The sequence below is a fragment of the Lentzea atacamensis genome, from assembly GCF_003269295.1.
Classification (GTDB): domain Bacteria; phylum Actinomycetota; class Actinomycetes; order Mycobacteriales; family Pseudonocardiaceae; genus Lentzea; species Lentzea atacamensis.
Window position 1 is genome coordinate 1,071,650 of sequence record NZ_QLTT01000002.1, and the last position, 22,412, is coordinate 1,094,061.

23 protein-coding genes are annotated in these 22,412 nt (G+C 68.3%); 14 read left to right on the top strand and 9 right to left on the bottom strand.

Features of this window, described 5'->3' with window-relative positions:
• Positions 1-111: 111 nt before the first annotated feature.
• Positions 112-717, bottom strand: a complete 606-nt coding sequence (locus C8D87_RS14300; protein ID WP_112226934.1) for a C2 domain-containing protein — start codon at positions 715-717, stop codon at positions 112-114.
• Between C8D87_RS14300 and C8D87_RS14305 the strand changes: the two genes are divergently transcribed.
• On the top strand, positions 716-1,969 hold the full coding sequence (locus C8D87_RS14305; protein ID WP_215732312.1) for a glutamate mutase L: 1,254 nt from the start codon (positions 716-718) through the stop codon (positions 1,967-1,969). The genes C8D87_RS14300 and C8D87_RS14305 overlap by 2 nt on opposite strands.
• Here the strand turns inward: C8D87_RS14305 and C8D87_RS14310 are convergent.
• Positions 1,966-2,193 carry a helix-turn-helix domain-containing protein gene (locus C8D87_RS14310; RefSeq protein WP_109639223.1) on the bottom strand — a complete coding sequence of 76 codons (228 nt, stop codon included), beginning with the start codon at positions 2,191-2,193 and terminating at the stop codon, positions 1,966-1,968. The genes C8D87_RS14305 and C8D87_RS14310 overlap by 4 nt on opposite strands.
• The gene (locus C8D87_RS14315) at positions 2,193-2,672 is read right to left on the bottom strand and encodes a DUF2975 domain-containing protein (protein ID WP_112226935.1); all 480 of its coding nucleotides are present in this window, start codon (positions 2,670-2,672) and stop codon (positions 2,193-2,195) included. The genes C8D87_RS14310 and C8D87_RS14315 overlap by 1 nt, the downstream gene beginning before the upstream one ends.
• A gap of 77 nt (positions 2,673-2,749) precedes the next feature.
• Here C8D87_RS14315 and C8D87_RS14320 point away from each other — a divergent pair, with 77 nt between their 5' ends.
• The gene (locus C8D87_RS14320; RefSeq protein WP_233442086.1) at positions 2,750-3,328 is read left to right on the top strand and encodes a TetR/AcrR family transcriptional regulator; all 579 of its coding nucleotides are present in this window, start codon (positions 2,750-2,752) and stop codon (positions 3,326-3,328) included.
• Here C8D87_RS14320 and C8D87_RS14325 read toward each other — a convergent pair.
• Positions 3,321-3,845 (bottom strand): GNAT family N-acetyltransferase, encoded by a 525-nt coding sequence (locus tag C8D87_RS14325; RefSeq protein ID WP_112226937.1) that lies wholly within the window; start codon positions 3,843-3,845, stop codon positions 3,321-3,323. The two genes, C8D87_RS14320 and C8D87_RS14325, sit on opposite strands and share 8 nt — an antisense overlap.
• A 10-nt stretch (positions 3,846-3,855) precedes the next feature.
• Positions 3,856-6,261 (bottom strand): hypothetical protein, encoded by a 2,406-nt coding sequence (locus C8D87_RS48550; RefSeq protein WP_267899854.1) that lies wholly within the window; start codon positions 6,259-6,261, stop codon positions 3,856-3,858.
• Positions 6,262-6,360: 99 nt separating this feature from the next.
• On the opposite strand from C8D87_RS48550, the gene ahcY reads away from it, so the two are divergent.
• From ahcY to C8D87_RS14350, 4 genes are all read left to right on the top strand, one after another.
• Positions 6,361-7,824 (top strand): adenosylhomocysteinase, encoded by a 1,464-nt coding sequence (gene ahcY, locus C8D87_RS14335; RefSeq protein WP_112226939.1) that lies wholly within the window; start codon positions 6,361-6,363, stop codon positions 7,822-7,824.
• 83 nt (positions 7,825-7,907) lie between these two features.
• Complete coding sequence (locus C8D87_RS14340; RefSeq protein WP_146771704.1) at positions 7,908-8,204, top strand: hypothetical protein; 297 nt, start codon at positions 7,908-7,910, stop codon at positions 8,202-8,204.
• 43 nt (positions 8,205-8,247) lie between these two features.
• On the top strand, positions 8,248-8,724 hold the full coding sequence (locus tag C8D87_RS14345) for a hypothetical protein (protein ID WP_112226941.1): 477 nt from the start codon (positions 8,248-8,250) through the stop codon (positions 8,722-8,724).
• Positions 8,721-9,293: a VOC family protein gene (locus C8D87_RS14350; protein ID WP_170166418.1), complete on the top strand. Its 573-nt coding sequence runs from the start codon at positions 8,721-8,723 to the stop codon at positions 9,291-9,293. The genes C8D87_RS14345 and C8D87_RS14350 overlap by 4 nt, the downstream gene beginning before the upstream one ends.
• On the opposite strand, the gene C8D87_RS14355 is transcribed toward C8D87_RS14350, so the two are convergent.
• Together C8D87_RS14355 and C8D87_RS14360 are read right to left on the bottom strand one after the other, a co-directional pair.
• Positions 9,265-9,531: a DUF397 domain-containing protein gene (locus tag C8D87_RS14355; protein ID WP_325049666.1), complete on the bottom strand. Its 267-nt coding sequence runs from the start codon at positions 9,529-9,531 to the stop codon at positions 9,265-9,267. The genes C8D87_RS14350 and C8D87_RS14355 overlap by 29 nt on opposite strands.
• A complete protein-coding gene (locus tag C8D87_RS14360) occupies positions 9,431-10,285 on the bottom strand; it encodes a helix-turn-helix domain-containing protein (RefSeq protein ID WP_109639232.1) in 855 nt (284 codons plus the stop codon). Before C8D87_RS14360 ends, C8D87_RS14355 begins: the two co-directional genes overlap by 101 nt.
• A gap of 67 nt (positions 10,286-10,352) precedes the next feature.
• Here C8D87_RS14360 and C8D87_RS14365 point away from each other — a divergent pair, with 67 nt between their 5' ends.
• On the top strand, positions 10,353-10,742 hold the full coding sequence (locus C8D87_RS14365) for a hypothetical protein (RefSeq protein WP_112226942.1): 390 nt from the start codon (positions 10,353-10,355) through the stop codon (positions 10,740-10,742).
• Positions 10,743-10,763: 21 nt separating this feature from the next.
• Positions 10,764-12,827 (top strand): TerD family protein, encoded by a 2,064-nt coding sequence (locus C8D87_RS14370; RefSeq protein ID WP_112226943.1) that lies wholly within the window; start codon positions 10,764-10,766, stop codon positions 12,825-12,827.
• A gap of 172 nt (positions 12,828-12,999) precedes the next feature.
• On the opposite strand, the gene C8D87_RS14375 is transcribed toward C8D87_RS14370, so the two are convergent.
• Entirely contained in the window at positions 13,000-13,968 is a 969-nt protein-coding gene (locus C8D87_RS14375; RefSeq protein ID WP_109639234.1) for a hypothetical protein, read from the bottom strand.
• Between the two features lie 132 nt (positions 13,969-14,100).
• Between C8D87_RS14375 and C8D87_RS14380 the strand changes: the two genes are divergently transcribed.
• From C8D87_RS14380 to C8D87_RS14400, 5 genes are all read left to right on the top strand, one after another.
• A complete protein-coding gene (locus tag C8D87_RS14380; RefSeq protein ID WP_112226944.1) occupies positions 14,101-14,745 on the top strand; it encodes a dTMP kinase in 645 nt (214 codons plus the stop codon).
• Between the two features lie 76 nt (positions 14,746-14,821).
• Positions 14,822-15,652 (top strand): SAM-dependent methyltransferase, encoded by an 831-nt coding sequence (locus C8D87_RS14385; protein WP_233442087.1) that lies wholly within the window; start codon positions 14,822-14,824, stop codon positions 15,650-15,652.
• Between the two features lie 185 nt (positions 15,653-15,837).
• A complete protein-coding gene (gene mtrA, locus C8D87_RS14390) occupies positions 15,838-16,515 on the top strand; it encodes an MtrAB system response regulator MtrA (protein ID WP_030471262.1) in 678 nt (225 codons plus the stop codon).
• Positions 16,516-16,525: 10 nt separating this feature from the next.
• Positions 16,526-18,286, top strand: coding sequence for an MtrAB system histidine kinase MtrB (gene mtrB / locus C8D87_RS14395; protein WP_112226945.1), 1,761 nt, complete (start codon positions 16,526-16,528; stop codon positions 18,284-18,286).
• A complete protein-coding gene (locus C8D87_RS14400; protein ID WP_112226946.1) occupies positions 18,283-20,019 on the top strand; it encodes an LpqB family beta-propeller domain-containing protein in 1,737 nt (578 codons plus the stop codon). Before mtrB ends, C8D87_RS14400 begins: the two co-directional genes overlap by 4 nt.
• A gap of 1 nt (position 20,020) precedes the next feature.
• On the opposite strand, the gene C8D87_RS14405 is transcribed toward C8D87_RS14400, so the two are convergent.
• Positions 20,021-20,635 carry a ComF family protein gene (locus tag C8D87_RS14405; RefSeq protein ID WP_112226947.1) on the bottom strand — a complete coding sequence of 205 codons (615 nt, stop codon included), beginning with the start codon at positions 20,633-20,635 and terminating at the stop codon, positions 20,021-20,023.
• A gap of 985 nt (positions 20,636-21,620) precedes the next feature.
• Between C8D87_RS14405 and hpf the strand changes: the two genes are divergently transcribed.
• The gene (hpf, locus tag C8D87_RS14410) at positions 21,621-22,289 is read left to right on the top strand and encodes a ribosome hibernation-promoting factor, HPF/YfiA family (RefSeq protein ID WP_109639239.1); all 669 of its coding nucleotides are present in this window, start codon (positions 21,621-21,623) and stop codon (positions 22,287-22,289) included.
• Positions 22,290-22,412: the final 123 nt, after the last annotated feature.

Genomic DNA, 22,412 nt, shown 5'->3' on the forward strand with positions numbered 1-22,412 from the left:
TGAAGCCCTTGGTAGCGATCTTCTTCCCTAGACAAGAAGAATGATCGACCAAGGGCTTCACCCATGATCAACCAGATGCGCCCTCCCACAACCCACTGGTTGAAACTCAAGCTAGAGGGTCAGCAGGTCGTTCTCGTCGAGCCAGTCGGCCACGTCGTCCGGGCTGTGCTTCGTCACGTCGAACTCGAACACCGGCAGGAGCGACTTCGCCGCGAGCACCCGGAGTTGTTGCTGTTCTTCGATGTACGGCTCCAGCGAGACGTACTGCTTCGGGTTCGCGCTGATCTTGAGCCGTTCCGCTCGTGCTTCTTCGAAGGTGTCCTCAGGACGCGTGCACAGCACGATCGCGAAGTTGAGCGGCTTCAGCCGTTCCTCCAGCCACGTGAAGTCGAACTCACGCCCCTGCGTCGCCTGGTAGGCCATCGTGGACAGGTGGAACCGGTCGACGATCCACGAGTAGTAGCGCTGCAGCTCGAACAGCCGCACCCATGTCTCGTAGGTCTCCATCGCCAGGTCTGTCTCCTCTGGCGCGAAGGTCAGCAAACTGCGGCCCCAGGGTTCGTTGCTGAAGGCGCTCCACTCGGCTGAGATCAACGGTGAGTGGTAGCGGTACTTGCGGTGACCGACGAGGCGGGGGTGTTCGTTGAGCGCGTAGGCCAGATCCGTCTTGCCGGTCAGTCGCGTGCCTTCGAGGATCACCTTGGGCGTGAGCTTCATGCTGTTAGCTTGCCTTGTGATCCTCTGCCTCGACGTCGGTTCGACCTGGACCAAGGCCGCTCTCATCACGCCCGAGGGCGAGCTGGTCCGGACCGGACAGCACCCGACCACTCCTCCCGAGGTGCTGCGCGGCATCGACGCACTGCGGGAGAGCGTCGGCGACGGCGAGATCCTGGCGTGCTCGTCGGCGGGCGGAGGGCTGCGGCTGGCGGTCGTCGGCCAGGAACGCGTCGTCAGCGCCGAGGCCGGCTACCGGGTCGCGCTGTCGGCAGGCGCCAAGATCGTGCACGTCAGCGCCGGTCCGGTGGACGTGCGAGCGCTGCGGGCGTCGGCACCTGACCTGGTGCTGCTGGTCGGCGGCACGGACGGCGGCGACCAGTCGGTCCTGCTGCACAACGCCGCGAAGCTCGCCCGCGTCGCCGTGCCGATCGTGCTGGCGGGCAACGTCGAGGCCCAGCAGGAGGCGTTGCGGCTGCTGGCCGCGAGGACCGTCGTGGCCTGCCCGAACGTGCTGCCGGACGTCGGTCAGCTCGACCCCGAACCGGCCCGCAAGGCGATCCGCGCGGCGTTCCTGCAGCACGTGATCGGCGGCAAGGGACTCTCGCGCGGCCCGCGGTTCCGGCAACTCGTGCGCGCCGTGACGCCGGACGCCGTGCTGGCGGGCGTCTCGCGGTTGGCGGCGCAGGACCGTGAGGGTGCCGTGTTGGTGGTGGACGTCGGCGGCGCGACCACGGACGTCTACTCCGCGGTGTCCACAGCGGACAGCGAGGGTCTGGAACGAACTGTCGCGCTGCCACCGGACCGCCGCACGGTCGAGGGCGACCTCGGTATGCGCTGGTCCGCGCCGGGCGTGGTGGCCGAAGCGCTCGCCGAACGCCTGACCACCGAGGACCTGTCCGAGGAGGCCCGGAAGCGAGCCGAGAACGTCGGCTGGCTGCCCGACGACCCCGCCGTGGACGTGCGGCTGGCGTCGTTCGCGGCGGTCTTGGCTGTGCGCAGGCACTTGCGGCAGGTCGACGGCCAGCTCGGACCGCACGGCGCCGGACTGCTGGTGCTCTCCGGCGGCGTCTTCCGCCACACCCCGGACATCACGCCGGTCATCGAGGCCCTGCGGGGTGACCCGGTGTTGCGCCCGGTGCTCCGGACCGCCGAGATCACCGTCGACCGCGACTACGTGCTGGCGCCGGTCGGCCTGCTCGCCGAGTCGGGGCGGCTCGAAGCCGCCGACCGACTGGCGAAGCGACTCGTCTAGGAGGCCTCCTCGGCGACCTCTTCGGGGACGAACTCCAGGAGGTCGCCGGGCTGGCACTCCAGCACCCGGCACATGGCCTCCAGCGTGCTGAACCGCACGGCCTTCGCCCGCCCGTTCTTCAGCACCGCGACATTCGCAGGCGTCAGCCCGACCCGTTCCGCGAACTCTCCGACGCTCATCTTGCGCTTGGCGAGCTCGACGTCGATGCGCACGACGATGGGCATCAGATCACCGCTTCCATGTCGGAACGCAACGTCGTTGCGCGCTGCAGCAGCGCCCGCATCACGATCATCACGAGTCCCACCACGGTGACCCCGGTCGTCAGCAGGAACAGCAGCATCGGCAGCCCCGGATCGTCCGCGTTGAAGCCGACCCAGAGGAACACGCCCACGAGCACGACCCACCCGGCAGCGATCGCCCACACCATCACGTTGACCCACTTCAGCGCGGCTTCGGTGAAGATCAGATCTTTGCGCACCAGCGTCAGCAGCTTCCACGTGGCGACCACCACCACCTGCACGCAGACGACCCAGAACACCGTGATGATCGTCGCGGGCCACCTCAGGTGGGCGTCGTTCGGGTTCTGCTGCGCCATGTGGGCCCACTGCCCAGGCAGTGACATCGTCTCGAACACGACCAGGATCCCGAACAGGACCACCAGGAAGACCCGCAGGGCGGTCACCGCCCAACGCTCAGCAATCATGCGCCGAGTATCGGTAGCAATCTATCGAAAGTCAATCGGTAGTGATCGTGTCGCAACAGCTCTCTACAGTGATCGCCGTGGGACTGCGTGAGCGCAAGAAGACCGAGACCCGAGCGGCGCTGGCAGCCGCCGCCCTGAGGCTGGCGCTGGAGAAGGGCGCCGACAACGTGCGGGTCGACGAGATCGCCGAGGCGGCGAACGTCTCGCCGCGCACCTACAACAACTACTTCGCGAGCCGCGACCAGGCGATCGTCGCGGGCATCACGGCCACGCGCGCCCTCGCCGTGGCCTCCGTCCTGAGCGCACGCCCCACCGACGAGCCATTGGTCGAGTCGATCATCGCCGCGTTCGCCGAGCAGTACCGCGAACCGCCGTCCGAGGCGCTCGCCCTGATCACCTCGACGCCGTCGTTGCGCGAGGCCTACCTGGACTCGACGTCGTCCATGGAACCGCCGATCGCCTCCGTGATCTCGGAACGCACGGGCAAGGACCCGCTCGGTGCCGCCGTGCTGGCAGCCGCGGTGGCCGCGGCCGCTCGGGTCGCTGTGCGGCGGTGGGTGGATCTGCGGCCGTCCGGCCTGGTCGTGGTGCCGGCGGCGTCCGTCGAGGACCACCTGCGCGAGGCGATCGGCAACCTCGCGCCGGCGCTCAGGTGAGCTCGTCCCTGAGAACGCACATCAGCAGCGAGTCGTGCCACTTGCCGTCGCGGAAGAACGACTGCCGCAGCCGCCCGTCGACCTGGAACCCGACCTTCTCGTAGGACCGGATGGCGCGGGTGTTCTCCTCCACGACGCCGAGTTCGATCGAGTGCAGCCGCATGGTGTCGAACCCGTACCTGCAGACGGTCCGCAGGGCGTCCGTGCCGTAGCCGCCGCCCCAGTACTCCTGTTCGCCGATGTAGATGTCGACCTCGGCCCGCGCGTTGACCGGGTCGGCGTCCCGCAACGTGACGACACCGATGAGCTTGCGCTCTTCCAGCGTCTCGATGCAGAAGGTGACCTTCTCGTGCGAGTTCTCCCTGCGGTCGGCGAGCCTTTTGCGCAAGGAGGCCAGCGACTCGTGGAAGTAGGCCTGCAGCCACCGCATGACCTCTTCGTCGTTGTGCCAGCGGTAGAACGCGTCGGCGTCCTCGGGCTCGACGGGCCGCAGTCGGACGAGATCACCGGTCAACATGAACCGCAGACTAGGAGCCTCCGAGTGCATCCCGCGACCGGGTTTCAGGCTTTCGCGCGAACGGCAGCGGCGGCGACTCCGGTGCGTCCACGTCCAGCAACCCCGCCGCGATCGCCACCGCCCGGTCCCACTCCGGATCCGACGTGTAGTCCGAGTGCGCCGACACCCCTGACCGCCACCGCCGTCCGGGGAACGGCCCCCGCTGCGGGTCCGGCAGCCAGTGATCGCCACCCAGCACCAGGGCTCCGGTGGGCCCGCGCAACGCCGGCGCCAGCGCGCCCTCCGACCCGTCCTCCCGGTAGCCGACGCCGAGCAGCATTCCGTCGAACACCTGCCGCCGCCACGTCATCACCGCGCCGCCCAACGGGTCCGTGCCCCGGCACAACGCCCGCCAGCGCCCGTCCAGCCCGCCGGCCAGCCGGGCCAGCGACGCGTGCGGCACCACCGCCGGGAACGCCCGCGGGTAGGCCCACTGCAGCTGCGACCCCGCCGTCACCAGACCGATCCGCTCACGGTCGTGCGCGGGCAGTTCCTCCAGCAGCCGAGCCGCCGCGACGGCGACGAGCAGCGAGCCCTGTGAATGTCCACAGAGGACCACGCGGGTGCCGGGATCACGGAGGTGGTCCTGCACGCGGGAAACCAGCTCCGGCACGACCTTCAGGGCGTAGCAGGGCGGCACGATCGGGTGCGCCTCGCGCGGCCAGAACTGCGCGATGTCCGCGATGATCCCCAGCCGCCGCCCGGACTCCGGCTGCCGCGCCGCCAGGTACACCGCCCGCAACAGCGACACGGCCAGCAAACCGAGCACGAACACGCCGAACGCCGAGAACGGCTCGGTCCAGGACGGGCGCGACACGTTCTGCACGCGCAGCAACGTCGCCAGCACGGCGCCGACGACCAGCACCGACGCGATGATCATGATCATGTGGTGCCCGTGGTTGCGTTCCCAGCGCGCCCACCACCACGCGCGGGTGGCGGCGCGAAGATCACGCATCCGCCCGGAGTGCAGCAGGGAAGCCTCCCGCGCCCACTCCTTGCCCTTGCGGAACGCCCGCCACCGCACCGCGCCGGTGAACGACGCCACCGCGAACGTGCTGAGCAGCGCCAACGCCCCGGCCACACCCCACAGCAGGGTGATGTAGGCGTATCCCTCCGGGAGCTTCAGCTGTTCGCCCAGCGCCTTGCGCACCGGCAGCGCGACCCCGGCACCGAACCCACCACCGAGCAGTCCGGCGATCGCGAGCACCGGCGCCGCGAACCAGCCACCCGCCCACGGCCGCAGCTCGCGCGGCAACGAGGTCCACGTCCTGCGCGCCAGCAGCGCGGCGGGCACCAGCAACAGGCCGAACAACACCACCACGAACGCCATCAGCAACGCGATGACCTGCACTGTCACATCGGCGCCCGGCACCCGCGCCGGCAGCTGCTCCTGCAGGCCCAGCGTCGTCAGCACCAGCACCGCCGACAGGGCCAGGAACACCCGGCGAGGCCGTCGGGACAGAGCCGCCCGCAGCCAGCGCCCACCGCGGTGGGGAGCACCGCCGGTCGGGTCGTCGAGCAGGAACACCCCGAGCACCGACAGCCCGATGAAGACCAGCGAGACGATCCACGCCACCGTGATCGCCACACCCATCGAGCCGGTGGCCGTGAGCTGCTTCAACGGCCCGCCGAGCGCGATCAGCGACGCCACCGCGAGCGACGCCACGACGTGCAGCGACCGCAACGCCGGGGTGTCCGGATCGGTGGCGACGTGCGCGCCGGGCAGACCGGACGCCGGCTGCCGCTCCTCGTCCTCCGCCTCGGCGATCTCCTTGCGTTCGATGCGCCAGTCGACGTGCGAGATGCGCCGCATCACCGAAATCAGCACGACGATCGGCAGAAGTCCCAGGAAGGTGCGGAACCAGGGGAACAGTCGCACATCGGTCGGAATGCTGGTCAGACACTCGGCACCGGGGCGGAGACACTGGGCGGCGAGCAGGTCGAGGCTGACCACGGAGACCTGTGCGACCAGCAGTGCTGTCAGGAGCAGCGCGAACACCCGCAGCAGCGACCGCAGACCGAGTCCGAGCAGGTGAGCGGGCAGGTTCCGCTCGGGAACGGGAGGCAGCATCCAGTGCGCGACGTTCGCGATGCTGAACGGGAAGAGCAGCGCCCACGTGGCCTTGGCCACACCTCCGGACGTCATGCCGCCCCAGAGATACCCCTCGACGACCCTGGTCACGGGCCGTCCCTCGGTCTGCAACACCGGACCGGGCGCGGGCCTGCGGAGTCTGTCGGCGGGGCGCACGATGCGCCCGACCCCGTCCCCCGCAACGTCCACGGCCGCAACGGCGTCGACCAGCGTCTGCGGCGTTGTGCCCTGCACGCCGTGGACCCGCAGCTCGACGACACGTGTGTCCGGGCCCGCGATCAACACCCGATGACCTCCCTCACCCGAAGTAGGGGTCATAGTGGTGCATCAGCGGGCGGTATGGTCGGACGACACCCTCTCTGAAGTGCCTTGGAGGACTTCGCAATGACCGCGGACCGGTTGCAGACCCGCAACGGCATCGACTTCGCAGTGGCCGACCTGTCGCTTCACGAGTTCGGTCGCAAGGAGATCCGCCTGGCCGAGCACGAAATGCCCGGCCTCATGGCGTTCCGCCGCGAGTACTCCGGGGTGTACCCGCTCAAGGGCGCGCGCATCTCCGGCTCGCTGCACATGACCATCCAGACGGCCGTGCTCATCGAGACGCTGGTCGACCTGGGCGCCGAGGTGCGCTGGGCGTCCTGCAACATCTTCTCCACCCAGGACCACGCGGCCGCGGCGGTCGTCGTCGGCCCGTACGGCACGGAGGAGGAGCCCAAGGGCATCTCCTGCTTCGCCTGGAAGGGCGAGACGCTGCCGGAGTACTGGTGGACCGCCGAGCAGATGCTCACCTGGCCCGACGGCAAGGGCCCGAACATGATCCTGGACGACGGCGGCGACGCGACGCTGCTCGTCCACAAGGGCGTCCAGTACGAGGCGGCGGGCGTGGTCCCGAACGCCGAGGACGACGACTCAGAGGAGTGGAAGATCGTCCTCGAGACGCTCCGCAACTCGCTCGCCGCCGACGGCAAGAAGTGGACCAACATCGCGTCCGGCATTCGCGGCGTGACCGAGGAGACCACCACGGGCGTCATGCGCCTGTACCAGCTGGCCGCCGCCGGTGAGCTGCTGTTCCCGGCCATCAACGTCAACGACGCCGTCACCAAGTCGAAGTTCGACAACCGCTACGGCATCCGCCACTCGCTGATCGACGGCATCAACCGCGGCACCGACGTCCTGATCGGCGGCAAGGTCGCGGTCGTCTGCGGCTACGGCGACGTCGGCAAGGGTGCCGCGGAGTCCCTGCGCGGTCAGGGCGGTCGCGTCATCGTCACCGAGATCGACCCCATCTGCGCCCTGCAGGCCGCCATGGACGGCTACGACGTCCAGCGCCTCGAGGACGTCCTCGACAAGGCCGACATCATCATCACCACGACCGGCAACAAGGACGTCGTGATGGTTGAGCACATGGCGCAGATGAAGCACCAGGCGATCGTCGGCAACATCGGCCACTTCGACAACGAGATCGACATGGCCGGCCTCGCCCGCTACCCCGGCATCCGCCGCAACAACATCAAGCCGCAGGTCGACGAGTGGGTCTTCCCCAACGGGAGGTCGATCATCGTCCTGTCCGAGGGCCGTCTGCTCAACCTCGGCAACGCGACCGGCCACCCGTCGTTCGTCATGTCGAACTCCTTCTCCAACCAGGTGATCGCGCAGATCGAGCTGTTCACCAAGCACGAGGAGTACGACAACGAGGTCTACCGCCTGCCCAAGGTGCTGGACGAGAAGGTCGCCCGCATCCACCTGGAGGCGCTCGGCGGCAAGCTCACGAAGCTGACCAAGGAGCAGGCCGAGTACATCGACGTCGACGTCGAGGGCCCGTTCAAGCCGGAGCACTACCGCTACTGAGCCTGCAAGTCGTCGGGGGCGTCCTGGCTGCGCACCACGCGGCCGGGGCACCCTCTTCGCACCTGAGGAGTAGAGCGAACGCCGTGACAGCAACACCGTCGGATTGCTGCCCGGAAGTCGGCGCCATCGTGCAGCGCACGGTCGCCAACGGGGAGATGCGTGCTCTGGTCGTGGTGCACGACGACGAGGGGGACTGGCTCATCGGGGACGGCGTGAACGACCCGAACGTGGACGACGCCTGTGGACTCTTCCACCTCGGCCACGTCATCGAGATGGACCCGAGCCTGATGCAGGTGCTCGACATGCCCGCCGCACACATCGCCACTCGGGAAAGTGCGGCGTCCGCGTGGGAGATCGCCGCTTTGCAGTACGAGGACTAGTTGACAGGGGCCTCCCGTGCGCTGTGCGGGAGGCCCCTGTTTCATGTCCGTCGTGGGATTCTTCGGCACTTACGCCTACGAGCACGGCCAGTGGAAGACGTTGTCCGAGGGCGAGCTGCCGCCGCTGGACGAGCCGTCGCTGTGGATCGACATCCACGACAGCGACATCACCTCGGTCGTCTACGCGCCCGCCGGACCAGGCAGTGGCGTCGCCTACCTCGGCCTGACACCGCGCACCTACTTCGAAAACCCCAACGCCTCCGACCCGACCGACGTCCTGCGCGAGGCAGCGGGCCTGGCCGCGTGGTGGGCCCTCCACAACTCGGGTGATGCCACCGCCAAGCAGGCAGAGCTTCTCGGCTACCTGGCCGCGGACGAAAATCCGGACGACGTCGAGTGGGACGAAGGGGAAGATGTCGACGCCATCGACGACGCCGAGGTGTTCGTCGAGGTCAAGACGGCGAGGTTCCTTGCCGCGCTCGGACTGCCGGTGCCCTACGACCTGAAGAGCGCAGGATGAACGAGTTCTGCTGGATGGACCTGAAAACCCACGACCCGGCCGGCACCGCCGCCTTCTTCTCGCAGTCCCTGGGCTGGCACTTCGCGGTGGACGAGGACGACTGGCGCAAGGCCACCAAGATCTCCGTCGACGGCCACCTGATCGGCGGCGTGAGCGACCTGGCGAACCCGATCTACCCACCGGGCACACCCGCCCACATCGCCTTCTACCTGTCAGTCGACGACGTCGATCGCTGTGCCGAAGCGGCGGTGGCGAACGGCGCTCGCCTCGTCGTGCCGCCTTTCGAGGCGGGCGATCAGGGCCGCATGGCGACGTTGGTCGACCCGTTCGGTGCCGCTGTCTCGCTGTGGCAGGCACGCACCTTCACCGGGTGGAAGGTTCCTCCCGGCCGCATGGTCCTGGCCTGTGACCAGCCCGACGAGGCCCGGCGCTTCTACCAGGAGATCGCCGGCGGCCCACTGATCCACGCAGACTTCATCACCGCGCTCGAACCCACTGCCGCTCCTCGGTGGGAACTCGTGGTCAACGTCGGCGCGGGCCCTACTGTTGTGCGGTTGCCGCAGAGCTGACGAACGCCTGCCAGGCATCAGCACTGAACCCCAGCTCGGGGCCTGCGGTGTTCTTGGAGTCTCGTACGCGCACGACCCGGGCGAACGCCACCTCGACGCAGTTGCTGTCGACTGCGTCGCCGCCGCTGTAGCTGCTCTTACGCCAGGTGCAGTCTCCGGTCATTGAGGTCCTCCCGCGATCGGCTGGCGAGATCCGCCACCATTGACCGCGATTGTTCCTCACTGAGGGCCAGCGCATCCAAGAGCGCGAAGATCGACTTACAGCGCTTGACCCCGACCTGATCCTGCACGAACACCTGAGCGAGATCGGATTCGGTGTAGGCCACGTCACTGCGTTTCTCGTAGTGCCAAAGCACGTAGTTGGCCATGTGAACGCCAGCTGGACCACTCGCTGCGGGCACAATGCGGATGACGTGAGTGTGGAAGAGGAGCCTCATGAGCTGGTCTTCCATGATCTGGTCGTTGCCGACCTTGAGCCGCAGTGCGTTCTCGTGCACGTAGAAGATGCACTCAGGCCGATCATGTCGTCGCATGATCGCCTGCCGCTCCATCCGGAAGCGGACAGCCGCCTCAATCAAGTCTGGGGTGAGCACGTCACGGGCTTCGTACAGCGCTCGCGCGTACTCCTCTGATTGCAACAGACCCGGAATGGTCGTCAGGTCGTAGCTGGTGATCTTGTCGGCAACTGACTCGGCCATTGTCATCGTGCGCATGTTGTCTGTGACCTGCACGAAGTAGTGGTCGAACGCGGACCTGTACCTGTTGAGGAAGTCCTCGATGAAGGCCTGACTCCGCCCGCACCGGCCCAGGTACTGGACGATGTCGATCTCACTGGCGCGCACCTTGCCGTGCTCGATGTTGGAGACCTTGCCCGGATCCCACCCGAGCATCCGGGCGATCCGCCGCGCGCGGAACGTCGTGAAGCGCTCCCGCACCTGGCGCAGCTCGTCGCCCAGGTCACGGCTGTACGGAGTGGACGGATCGCCGTTCATGGATCCGACGTTAGGTGATGGAGAAAAAACAACAGCGTGCCCAAACGGGTGGAATTACGCTGCGGTCGTGAACGAGCTCGGTTTCGCGGTGGAGACGCACGACGTCTGGTCGTGCGATGCCGTCGTGCCGTTGGTCGACGGTACGCCGCTCACCGAGCTGATCGACGTTTTCGAGGCTCGGACCAAGATGCAGCCCACGGGCGAGATGTACGGCGGCTTCATCGCGGACGCACGAGACGCCCACTCGTTCCAGCCCGGCGAAGGGCGATTCGTGCTCGCCTGCTCGTGCGGCGACACCGGCTGCTGGCCGTTGCTCGCGGACATCGCGGTCGAAGGCGACACGGTCGTCTGGGACGGGTTCCGTCAGCCACGCCGCAAAGGCCGCGATTACAGCCGCTTCGGGCCGTTCCGGTTCGACCGCGATCAATACGAGAAAGCGCTCGCGGAACTCGGTTGACGTGCGAGGTTGACTGATTTCGTGCTCACCCTGATCCGGAGAACCCTGCGCGTACCCCTGGCGACGGGAGCGGCGGGTGACGGCCGCGCCGCCGCGAGGCAGCTCGACAGCGCGCTGCTCCAGGTCGGGTTCAAGGCGTCGAAGGAACTGCTCGGCCACGTCGAGGGGCTCGCGCAGCCCACCGCCTACGCGAAGACGATCGTGGACGCGGTGCGCGGGCTCGTGGGTGACGACGTGCAGCACAACCCCTACTTCAAGGACTTCCCGCACGGCGTCCCGGACACCGTCGAGTTCTGGGCGGACTGCGTGCGTGACGCGTTGGCGCGGCGCGTGCCCGACTTCCACGAGATCGGGCGCGGCAACCTGCTCGCGCTGCCGCGCTACGGGCGCGTCCAGCACACCTACGAGGAGATGCTCGCGGCGCACGACGAGCTGTTGCCGTCCATCAAGGACCACCTCACGGTCCTGCAGCTCGGCGGCACGCTCGAAGAGGAGACCCGCCGCCTCTTCCTGGAGCTGGCGACCAGTCCGACGCCGCTGAACGAAGCTGACTTGACGCTGCTCGCGGAACTCGCGGAGCAGACCGGCGAGCTGCCGGACCCGATCCCCGTGCGGGAGAACCGCGCCGTCGTCAACGCCGCCCGCCTCGCCCGCGGCGCCGCGCCGGTGGTCGACACCGTGACGGACGTCCTCCGGCTCGCGTGCCAGGCGTCCGGCGGTGACGTGACGCTGCTCGAACCTGCCCGTCTCAGGTCGTTCCGCCGCCCCGAACGCCGGCTGCTGCTGGCGGCGCTCGACAGCACCGTCGAGGAGAGTCCCGGCAAGCTCGGCGACGTTCTCAAGCACCGCGAGCAGTGGAAGCGGCTCGGTGAGCGGCTGCACCCGCACGAGCACGAGCAGTGGCCGCACGCGCAGGACGTCTTCGCGGTGGCGCGCAAGCAGAAGACCGTGCGGTCGTTGGCCGGGCGCGTCGAGATCGCGTTCCAGGACAGCGACATCCGCAAAGCCGCGGAGATCCTGAGTACCGCACCGGGCATGCTCGTGCGGCAGGTCGACAGGCTGCTCCGCCACGGGACCAAAGAGGACGTTCCGCACATCGTCGATGCCATCAGCAAAGCCGCGCCCGAGACCTCGGGCCGCGTCCTGTGCTCACTGCTGGAACACCTGGAGAACCGCACCGCGCCCGACGCAGCGCGGGTGTTCGCCAACCGCTCCCGCCGCGCGTGGATCACCGAGGACTCGCGGCCTCCGCTCGACCAGGAAGCCGTCGAGTCCATCACCGCGGTGCTGGAGGACGAGATCCTCCGCAGGCTGCCGGAAGTCTCGGAACTGACCGTCGACCCGGACCTGCTCGACGTCACGGTTCCGTTGTCCGGCAAGGCTTCCGAGGAAGGCTTCGGGGTGCTGCCGCGCGGGTCGAGGACGTGGGTGGAAGGCGAGCTGCTGCGGTTCTTCACGTATTGGCGGCAGACCGAGATGCGCACCGACTACGACCTGACGGCGGCGTTGCTCGGTCCGGACCTCGACTTCCAGGGCCACGTGTCGTGGACGAACTACCACCACGACGGCGCCTACTACTCCGGTGACCTCACCGACGCCTCCGAAGGTGCCACCGAGTTCATCGACATCCCGCGCGACGCCTCCACCTCCAGGTTTGTGGTGCCGCAGGTGAACGTCTACTCGGGTGAGGGGTTCAACGAGGTCGCCGAGTCGATGTTCGGCTTCATGACCCGCGACGGGGACCAGAGGGGCAAGCCGTTCGAGCCGAGCACCGTCCGGGCCCGCAGTGCCATGCGCGGCACCGGTCGCGTCGCGCTGCCGGTCGTCTTCGAACGCGCCGGCGACGGTTGGGTCGCGACGTGGCTGCACCTGTACCTGCGCGGCGCGTCGTGGGGAAACCGCATCGAGACCAACCGCGGTGTGCTCCGCGAGACCATCGCAGGTGTGTTGAGCCGCAAGTACTTCACGGTCGCGCGGCTTGCTGAACTGATCAGGCGGAAGTCCAATCAGGACGGCGCGAAGCTGCACTTGACGCTGGACAACCTGCTGGACATCACTGCTAGCGTGGACAACGCGAGGCCATGAGAGTGCTTCCTTCTACACAACTCCTGTAAAGATTTAGCCCTCTCGCTTCCCTCCGGCGACGTGTGTCCGCGGAATGCGCGGACCATGTCGGTCGCCTGTCTTCTGGGGGACGCCCCCCAGACCCCCGAGGTTCGGGGCGCTGTGCGCCCTCACGAACCGTTGATCGGCGAAGTCAGGACCACTCGACGGCGATGCCCGCGATGCCGGGCCCCACATCGCCGAAGTACGCGCTGACGACGCCGCCGAGCCCGCACACCAGCTCCTCGACGTCGACCGGTGTGGCGTCGGCCGAGGCCCGGAACTGCTTGATGCAACGCGCGGGCATCGCACGCCGGTGGAACGACAGCTGCACCAGGTACGAGCCGCAGACGTCGCGGAACGTCCGGTGGTGGCCGGGAGTCGCGCCGCCGGTGTCGTCGACGATCGTGAAGCTGAAGACGTGTTCCTCACCGGCCGCGAGGCGCCGGTCGAACAGCATTTCCACGGCCAGGTTGCGGGAAGCGCTTTCCCGGCGCAGACGACCCTGCCGGCACCCTTCTCCGGCGCGAACCATCGCGTTCTCGATCAACGAACCGTCGTCGCCGTGGTGCACGGCCAGATAGCGATCGGGGCCCTGCCGCACCGCGCGCACGACCAGCCGTGTGGTGATGGAGCGCTGTTCGCGGTGCATGCCGAGCTGCACGGTGTCGTGCACGGACAGCACTTCGAGGTCGGCGTTGCCGCGCGCGGCCTCTGGTACGGAGTCGAACGTCGCGAGCAGCGGCGCGGGCTCCGGCCAGGTCGCCACCGGGCGGGGTGCGTAGGTGTTGGCGTTGCGAGGGCCGATCAGGTCCAGCAAGGACGACGGCGGCAGGCGCAGCACGGATTCGAGCGCGCGCACTGTGCTGATGGCGCGCGGGACCTCGGGATGACGCAGGCCGCGTTGCCAGTACGACAACGTTGACTGGCCTACCTGGACACCGAGTTGTTCGAGGTGAGCGCGCAGCCGGGCGAGCGAGAGGCCCCGGTGGGCGATCGCCTCGCGCAGGGCGCGGTGGAACGGCCCGTAGCGCAGCGTCTCGGCGAGCGGGGTCGGTAGACCCCCGGTCGGGTGACCGATCGGTTCGTCGACCGATTCGGCGTGCCCGGATTCCGCGGCCACCGCGGCACCTACCCTTCACACACGCGCCGTGTGACTGTTCACCGTAGTCACTCGTTCCGGTGATCGAAAGATCGGATTTCGCCCGTGTGGGGGATGTGCTGCGGCCGTGTGAGTGGCCGTTAGGGTTCGCCCGTGGGAAAGCTCGTAGTGATCGAAGGCCTGGACGGGGCCGGCAAGCGCACTCTCGCCAACGGGTTGACCGAGGCGCTGCACGCTCAGGGCAGGACCGTGACCAGCCACGCGTTCCCGCGCTACGGGCAGAGCGTGCACGCTGACCTGGTCCGCGACGCCCTCTACGGCAGGATCGGCGACCTCAGCGACTCCGTCTACGGCATGGCCGTGCTGTACGCGCTCGACCGGCGCGGCGCGGCCGACCAGATCCGCAAGGACCTCGAGCAGTACGACGTCGTGCTGCTCGACCGCTACGTGGCCTCCAACGCCGCCTACAACGCCGCGCGGCTGCGCCAGGACGAGAACGGCGAGTTCGTCGAGTGGGTGCGCGCGCTGGAGATCGACCGCTTCGGGTTGCCCGTTCCGGACCTGCACCTGCTGCTCCGCGTGCCCGTCGAGGTCGCGGCCGAACGCGCCGCCAAACGCGAGCAGGACGACGACACCCGCGCCCGCGACATTTACGAATCCAATAGCGACCTCCAGACGCGGTGCGGGATCGTTTACGACGGATTGGCGAACATCAACTGGCTGGCCCCGTGGCAAGTGGTCGACGGGCGGTCAAACGTGAAGTTTCATTCGCTTCTGGAACCACTCTTCACTCCTTGAGTGGTCGCTCACGTGCGTACCGGTTGACACGATCGTGGATCCGGTACGTCACTGTGAGTGTATAGGAGATTACAATTTGAAGCGTGTTCTGCAGTGCTCCCCGGTCGGAGTCGCCCGTACGGCGGTCCTGATCGCTGCCGCCCGCGCCAACGAGCAACGTCATCTCCACCGCCTCTTCGACGATCCCCTGGCCGCCGGACTCGTGGAGGCCGCCGGCTCCGCGAACGACCTCAACGGCGTCCGCACCCTCGCAGGCGACCACTTCGTCCTGCGCACCCGGTATTTCGACGACCAGCTCCTCGGTACGGCCCAGCCCCAGGTCGTGATCATGGCGGCCGGCCTTGACACAAGAGCGTTCCGGCTGAAGTGGCCACCAGGCACAAGACTCTTCGAACTCGACTTACCCGGTCTCCTCGAGTTCAAGGAGGACGCTCTGCACAACCTGGGTGCCCAGCCCACCTGCGACCGGGTCGTCGTCCCCTGCGACTTGCGTGAGGACTGGGCGACAGCGCTGATCCACGCTGGACACGACCCGAAAAGGCCCACGGCATGGCTGCTGGAGGGCCTTTTCATGTTTCTGCCGCCGGACGCGGGCGAGCAGCTCATGTACTGGGTGAGCGCGCTGTCCGCCCGCGGCAGCACGCTCGCGCTCGAACACGTCAACCGGGCCTTCCGCGACCTGCCGCAGATGAGAGCCGTGCACGAGCGGTTCGACGCGCTCGACGCCCGATGGCGCTCCGATGTGGAGGACCCGGTCGAGTGGCTGGACGGGTACGGCTGGGACGCCACCGTGACGCACCAGGTCGACCTCGCCGCCCGGCACGAACGCCCGGTACCGGCGATCACCGACCCGCGGAAGGTCGGTGATGCGCGCATCTGGCTGGCCTCCGCCGTCCGCACGGTCTGACAACACCAGGTAACGAAAGGTGAGCGTCGTGCGGATACTCCCGCGACGAGCAGGCCAAATCGGGCGAGGTGGGGCACGTGGAGCGAGGGTTCCGGCCGGTTACCGAACGAGCGCACACCGCCACCAGCGGCAACGGAACATGGGCGGTGCGCGAACGCGCGACCGGCAGTGCGACGATATTGAGTATGAAGGCACGCGTGCTCGTCGTCGATGACGACCCCGCCCTGGCGGAGATGCTGACGATCGTGTTGCGCGGGGAGGGCTTCGACACCGCGGTTGTCGCCGATGGTGCCCGTGCCCTGCCCGCGCTGCGCGAGCTCAAGCCCGATCTCGTGCTGCTCGACCTGATGTTGCCGGGCATGAACGGCATCGACGTCTGCAAGGCGATCAGGTCCGAGTCGGGCGTGCCGATCGTGATGCTCACCGCCAAGAGCGACACGGTCGACGTGGTGCTGGGCCTCGAGTCCGGCGCCGACGACTACGTGGTCAAGCCGTTCAAGCCCAAGGAGCTGGTGGCCCGCATCCGGGCGCGCCTGCGGCGGACCGAGGCCGAGCCGTCCGAGGTGCTGCAGATCGGCGACCTCACGATCGACGTCCCCGGCCACGAGGTGTTGCGCGAGGGCAGGCCGATCCAGCTGACGCCGCTGGAGTTCGACCTCCTCGTGGCGCTGGCCCGCAAGCCGCGCCAGGTGTTCACCCGCGAGGTGCTGCTCGAGCAGGTGTGGGGCTACCGCCACGCCGCCGACACGCGCCTGGTGAACGTCCACGTGCAGCGGCTGCGCTCCAAGGTCGAACGGGACCCGGAGCACCCTGAGGTGGTGTTGACTGTTCGCGGTGTCGGGTACAAGGCCGGCCCTCCGTGACAGGTGGCGTATGAAGTTCGTTCGGCCGGTCGTCGCGAAGGCGCAGTTCCTCGTCGAGGAGGCGCGCAAGCGGTGGGCCGCGTTTGGTGACCTGTGGCGTCGTTCGCTGCAGTTGCGCGTCGTCGTGTCCACACTCGCGCTGTCGTCCGCCGTGGTGTTCGTGCTGGGCATGGTCCTGCAGATGCAGATCACCAACCAGCTGCTGAGCACCAAGGACGAGGCCGCGGTGCGGCAGGCGATGGCCTCGCGCGCCCTGATCCAGTCGGACCTCGTCGGCCTGAACCCCGGCCCGGACAGCGTGCAGACGCGGTTCACCAGCGCCATCAACAAGCTCGCTGTCGGTGGCTCCGGTACGGACGCCACGACGGCGGGTGCCGGTGCGTTCGAGCCCGTCCTGGCCGACGGGCTCGGGTCCGCCGGTGCCGGGCGGGTGCCGTTCGTCGGCAAGCTCGAGGACGTGCCGCGCGCCCTGCGCGACATGGTCGAGAACGGCGCCGAGGGCACCCAGATCCACACGGTGCAGCGCGACGGCACGCCGACCACGCTCTTCGTCGTGGGCCTGCCGATCAGCACGTCCGCGCGCTCGATGCAGCTGTACCTGATCTTCCCGCTGACCGCGGAGCAGCGCACGGCCGAGGTCGTGCAGTCGACGCTGGCCGTCGGCGGCATCGTGCTGCTGATCCTGCTCGCGCTCATCGCGAACCTCGTGACACGCCAGGTGGTCCGGCCGGTCAGACAGGCGGCCGAGGTCGCGGAACGGTTCGCGGACGGCACCTTGCACGAACGCATGCACGTCGTCGGCGAGGACGACGTGGCGCGCCTGGCCGAGTCGTTCAACGAGATGGCCGAGTCGATCCAGGCCCAGTTCAAACAGCTGGAGGAGTTCGGCCAGCTGCAGCGCCGCTTCACCTCGGACGTCTCGCACGAGCTGCGCACACCGCTCACGACCGTGCGCATGGCCGCGGACGTCCTGCACGCCTCGCGCGAGCAGTTCCCCGCCGGGCTCGCCCGCTCCACCGAGCTGCTGGTCGACGAGCTGGACCGGTTCGAGTCGCTGCTCGGCGACCTGCTGGAGATCTCGCGACTGGACGCCGGTGTCGAGGAGCTGACCGCGGAACAGGTCGACATCCGCGTGCTGGCGCGCCGGGCACACGACTCGGTGCGCGCGATCGCGACGACCGCCGGTTCGCCGGTGGTGCTGGACCTGCCGGACTCCGAGCTCACCGCAGAGCTCGACTCCCGGCGCGTGGAACGGATTCTGCGCAACCTGCTCGCCAACGCCATCGACCACGGCGAGGGCCAGCCGGTCGAGCTGACCATGCGCGGCAACGACGACGCCGTCGCGATCACCGTGCGGGACCACGGGGTCGGACTCCGCCAGGGCGAGGCCGAGCTGGTGTTCAGCCGGTTCTGGCGTGCCGACCCGTCGCGCAACCGCCGCACCGGCGGCACCGGTCTGGGGCTGTCGATCTCGCTGGAGGACGCGCGGCTGCACGGCGGCTGGCTGGAGGCGTGGGGCGAGCCGGGCCACGGCGCCGTGTTCCGCTTGACGCTGCCGCGCAGGCACGGCGAGGAGGTGCGCGAGAGCCCGCTGCCGCTCGCGCCCGCGATCGCGCTCGAACCCGTTGCGGTGGTTGAGGAACCGGTCGTCGCGGATGAGCTGGACGAGGTCGAGCTGACCCCGGAGGAGATCACCTGGCAGCCCGCGGAGCCCGTCGACGGGGCACCCGCGGAGAAGTCGGCGGACGAGGTTTCGGAGGAAGTGCGGTGAAGCGACTGGCGTTGCTGGTGCTCGTCCTCGTGACCTTGACGGGGTGCGCCGCGATCCCGACGAACACCCAGCCGAAGCCGATCGGGTCGAAGGACAGCAAGGTCACCAACACGATCAAGGCTCCGGAACCGCGGCAGAACATCGAACCGATCGTGCTCGTGCGCGACTTCATCGAAGCGACCTCGAACCCGGACAGCAACTACGCGGCCGCCCGCGCGTACCTGACGCCCGAGGCCGGCGAGAAGTGGAACACCAAGAACCCGTACATCATCGAGACGTCCTACTCGACGGTGCCGCCGGCGCAGGCACCGCAGGACAAGACGACCTCCGTGTTGCTTCAAGGCAAGGCCGTCGGCCGCCTGGGCAACGACAACGCGTTCGTGCCGGAGCTCGGTGACGTCCAGCTGCCGATCAAGCTGGAGCGCAACAGCGAGAACCAGTGGCGCATCTCCGAGGCTCCACCCGGCGTGTACCTGCCGATGAGCGTTTTCAACAACAACTACCGCAGGGTGACGCTCTACTTCTACAACCCGGAGTTCACCGTCCTGGTGCCGGATCCGCGCTACGTGGTCGTGCCTCCCGCGACGAGCATCCCTTCGCGCGTCACGGAACTGCTCATCAAGGGCCCCGGCGACGCGGTGCGCGACACGCTCGTGAGCGCGCTCAGCCCGGACACCGACGTCTTCGCGGAGACGCAGGAAGCCGACGACGGGGCGCTGGAGGTCAACCTCACCAAGGTGGGCAAGGACCTGACGCCCGAGAAGCGCAAGCAGATCGTGGCGCAGGTGGTGAAGTCGTTCTCCGGGGTCACGACTTCGCGGGTGCGCGTGCTCGTCGACGGTCAGCAGATCCTGCCGGACCAGCGCGACTACCGGCCGTCCGACGTGTCGGCGACCGCGGGCGAATCGTTGCTGGCTTTGAATGCGAACCTCCAGGGCATGGTCGTGATGAACGGGGCGATCAAGTCGCTGTCCGACGGCAACCCGATCAAGGGACCCGCGGGCAGCGGTTCGTACGGCGTGGTGAGCGCGGCGCAGTCGCTCGACGGTTCGAGGCTGGCCGTGGTCTCGCGGGCGGGCGGCGGAATGCGCTTGCGCGTGGGGGAGCTGGAGCAGGACCTGTCCGAAGTGGACCTCCGCGCGACGATGCTCAGCAGACCCACGTGGCTGCTCTCCAGCGGGCCGACGGAGCCGGCCGCCGAGGTGTGGACGGCGGTCGACGGAGCCTCCGTCACCCGCGTGACCCGGTCCGACAACGGCAGCTGGTCCGCCAAGGGCGTCAACACCACCGACATCGAGCCGCTCGGCCGGATCAGCGAACTGCGGCTGTCGCGCGACGGCGCGCGGGCGGCGCTGGTGATCGGCGGCAAGCTCTACGTCGCCTCCGTGGTGCGCAACAACCAGGACGTGGCGCTGCGGTCACCGCGGCCGGTGCAGCCGTCCGCGCTGGCGTCGGGCGTGCAGTCGGTCGACTGGCTCTCCCAGGACGTGCTGGTGGTCTCCTCCTCTCTGCCCTCGCTGCCGGTCACCAAGGTCTACGCGGACGGGTCCAGGCTGGACCGCTACAGCCAGTCGAACCTCACCGTGCCGGTGACCTCGGTGGCCGCGGCGCCGGCCAGGCAGGTGCAGGTGATCGACCCGACCGGCCTGTGGTCCGCGTCGGACATCACCGATGTGTGGAAGTCGAGCTCGATCCGGGTGTCAACGGGCGCGCAGGTCTTCTACCCGGGTTGATTCACCGCGGCTGGTTCGGCCGGGCGGAGGTCAGTGCGAGCACGGCGTCCGTGCGCACTCCTGCCCGGCGCAAGGCACGAACGCAGGCCGACGCCGTCGCGCCCGTGGTGATCACGTCGTCGAGCAGCACCGTGGTGCCCGGTTGCGGTCTGCCGTGGACCTCGACCCTGCCTTCGAGATTCCGTCTTCGTTCGGCGGGGCTCAGTCCGACCGAGTCGCTCACTCCGGCAGCGAGCCGGAGGACCTGAGCCACGTTCGCGACCTGGACGGCCCGCGCGATTCTCAGCATGTGGTCGCCGCCCCTGTCGCGCGCCGCGCTGCGCCGGGACGGTGCGGGCACGAGCGTCCACGGCCGCGGGCCCGCGGACACCAGCGCCACCGCCACCATGGCGCCGAACCACGCCACAAGCGCCCGTGCGCCACGCTCCTTGAAGGCGAGCACGAGTTCCCTTGCCGCGCCCCGATAGGCGGCCAGCGCCCACACGGGCGGCCCGACACCGGGCACCTGGATCCGTGCCGGCGGCCCGAACTCGTCGAGACACGTGGCGCAGCAAGCGGTGCCGGGGCGGTCGCAGCCGGCGCAGGAGGACGGGAGGAGCAGATCAAAAGCGGTCATGGCACAAGCATGGCGAGGGGGTCTGACAAAAATCGCGGCCGGCGTTCCGGTGTCTCGACTGGGGACTTTCGGCACCGCCCACAAGGGTGAAGTTCTTGTCGCGTTGTCGATCACCGGTGGGTCCAGGTTGGACGCATCAGCCCAGCTCGCCGCCAGTTCTGTAACGACGTCCCAAGATCCGGAAACCTGTTTCGTCCGTTCGGCCCGGCCTCTGTTGAGCGGATGTTTCGGAACTGAGGGGTCCACACGTCGCCGTCTCAGCTGGTGCCGGGACCGGCCGTGGGTGCACATGCGGCGCGCGGCGCTGTGGGGGCGTCGGGACGACCCGATCCGCCGGTCCGAGTTAACGATTATTCACATGTGGATCTGACCAGCGGTTATTACTGGAAATGCTGGGTATGCCCGCCGCTGCGTTGATCAACGCTCTTGTCCGTGATTGGGCGAAATCGCCCGTTCGGCCAGGCGTGACTGGGTCGTGATCAGGCATCGGCTCCCATCACTTCGGTTGCAAGAAGTGTGGTCCCGTCCCAGTTCGTGCTTCGGACTCGATCTCTTCGAGGTTTCGGGAACATGACGCGGGGGTCGGCCGTTGGCTGGGTATGAGGCCACGACTGGATCCGTTCGACGCAGCGAGACTGCCGTCGAGTGCCGGTCCGGCGCTGGGCCGTACGGGTGAGCAACATGCCGGTGGGCAGGGTTCGTGGCACGCTCGGGACACGACTGGCAACGCGCTGTCGTCGCGCTGCGTAGTCACCAAGAAATCTCGTCGTTCCCCCGGCAAGGGGGCTTACGCGACGGTGAATCCCAAGCTAACGTGCACCGCTATCAGCGTTCCCGGCCCACGGGGAGGAGGCGAACAGCCCATGACCCTGGCGCCGTGAGACCTGCCGAGGACGACCCTCAGCGACACAGCCGCGATCCAAGATCGCCACGGCGCCCGAAATCAGTCCAGCCATAGCTCGCAGCAAAGCGAGGGAGGTCGTGTATGGACATCGTCGTTAAGGGCCGCAACGTCGAGGTGCCCGATCACTACAGGGTTCACGTCGCCGAAAAGCTGGCCCGGCTTGAGCGCTACGACCGCAAGGTCATCCGCTTCGACGTGGAACTTTTCCACGAGCCGAACCGCCGACAGTCGAAGAACTGCCAGCGGGTCGAAATCACTGGCAAGGGACGTGGACCCGTGGTCCGTTCCGAAGCCTGCGCGGGTGACTTCTACGCCGCGCTCGATTCTGCGGTCGCGAAGCTCGAGAACCGCCTGCGTCGGTCGCACGACCGCAGGCGAGTCCACCACGGGGCGCGCGCCCCGATCTCGGTGGCAGAAGCGACAAGCGGACTGGGGGATCTCTCCTCCGCTGGCGAAAGCATGACGTCACGCCGCGCGAAGACCGCGGTGCTCGACGCACCCGAGGCCGACTACGAGGGCATGGCGGAAGTGCCCGCGCAGCGGTGGGACGACGGCCTCGAGGACAAGTTGCCCGGACGCGTCGTACGCGAAAAGGAGCACGCCGCCAAACCGATGACCGTCGACCAGGCTCTCTACGAGATGGAACTGGTCGGACACGACTTCTACCTGTTCGCCGACACCGACAGCGGGCGCCCGAGCGTCGTTTACCGCCGGAAGGGATTCGACTACGGCGTGATCAGGCTGGCCTGACCCGGTAACTACACACACCCACCTTCGACCGCCGCCGCCCCGCACCCCTCGCGTGCGGGGCGGCGGCGTGCGTCTACCGCCGGTCGGCCGCATTCCACTCATGGGCGTTCACCGTCAAGGTGA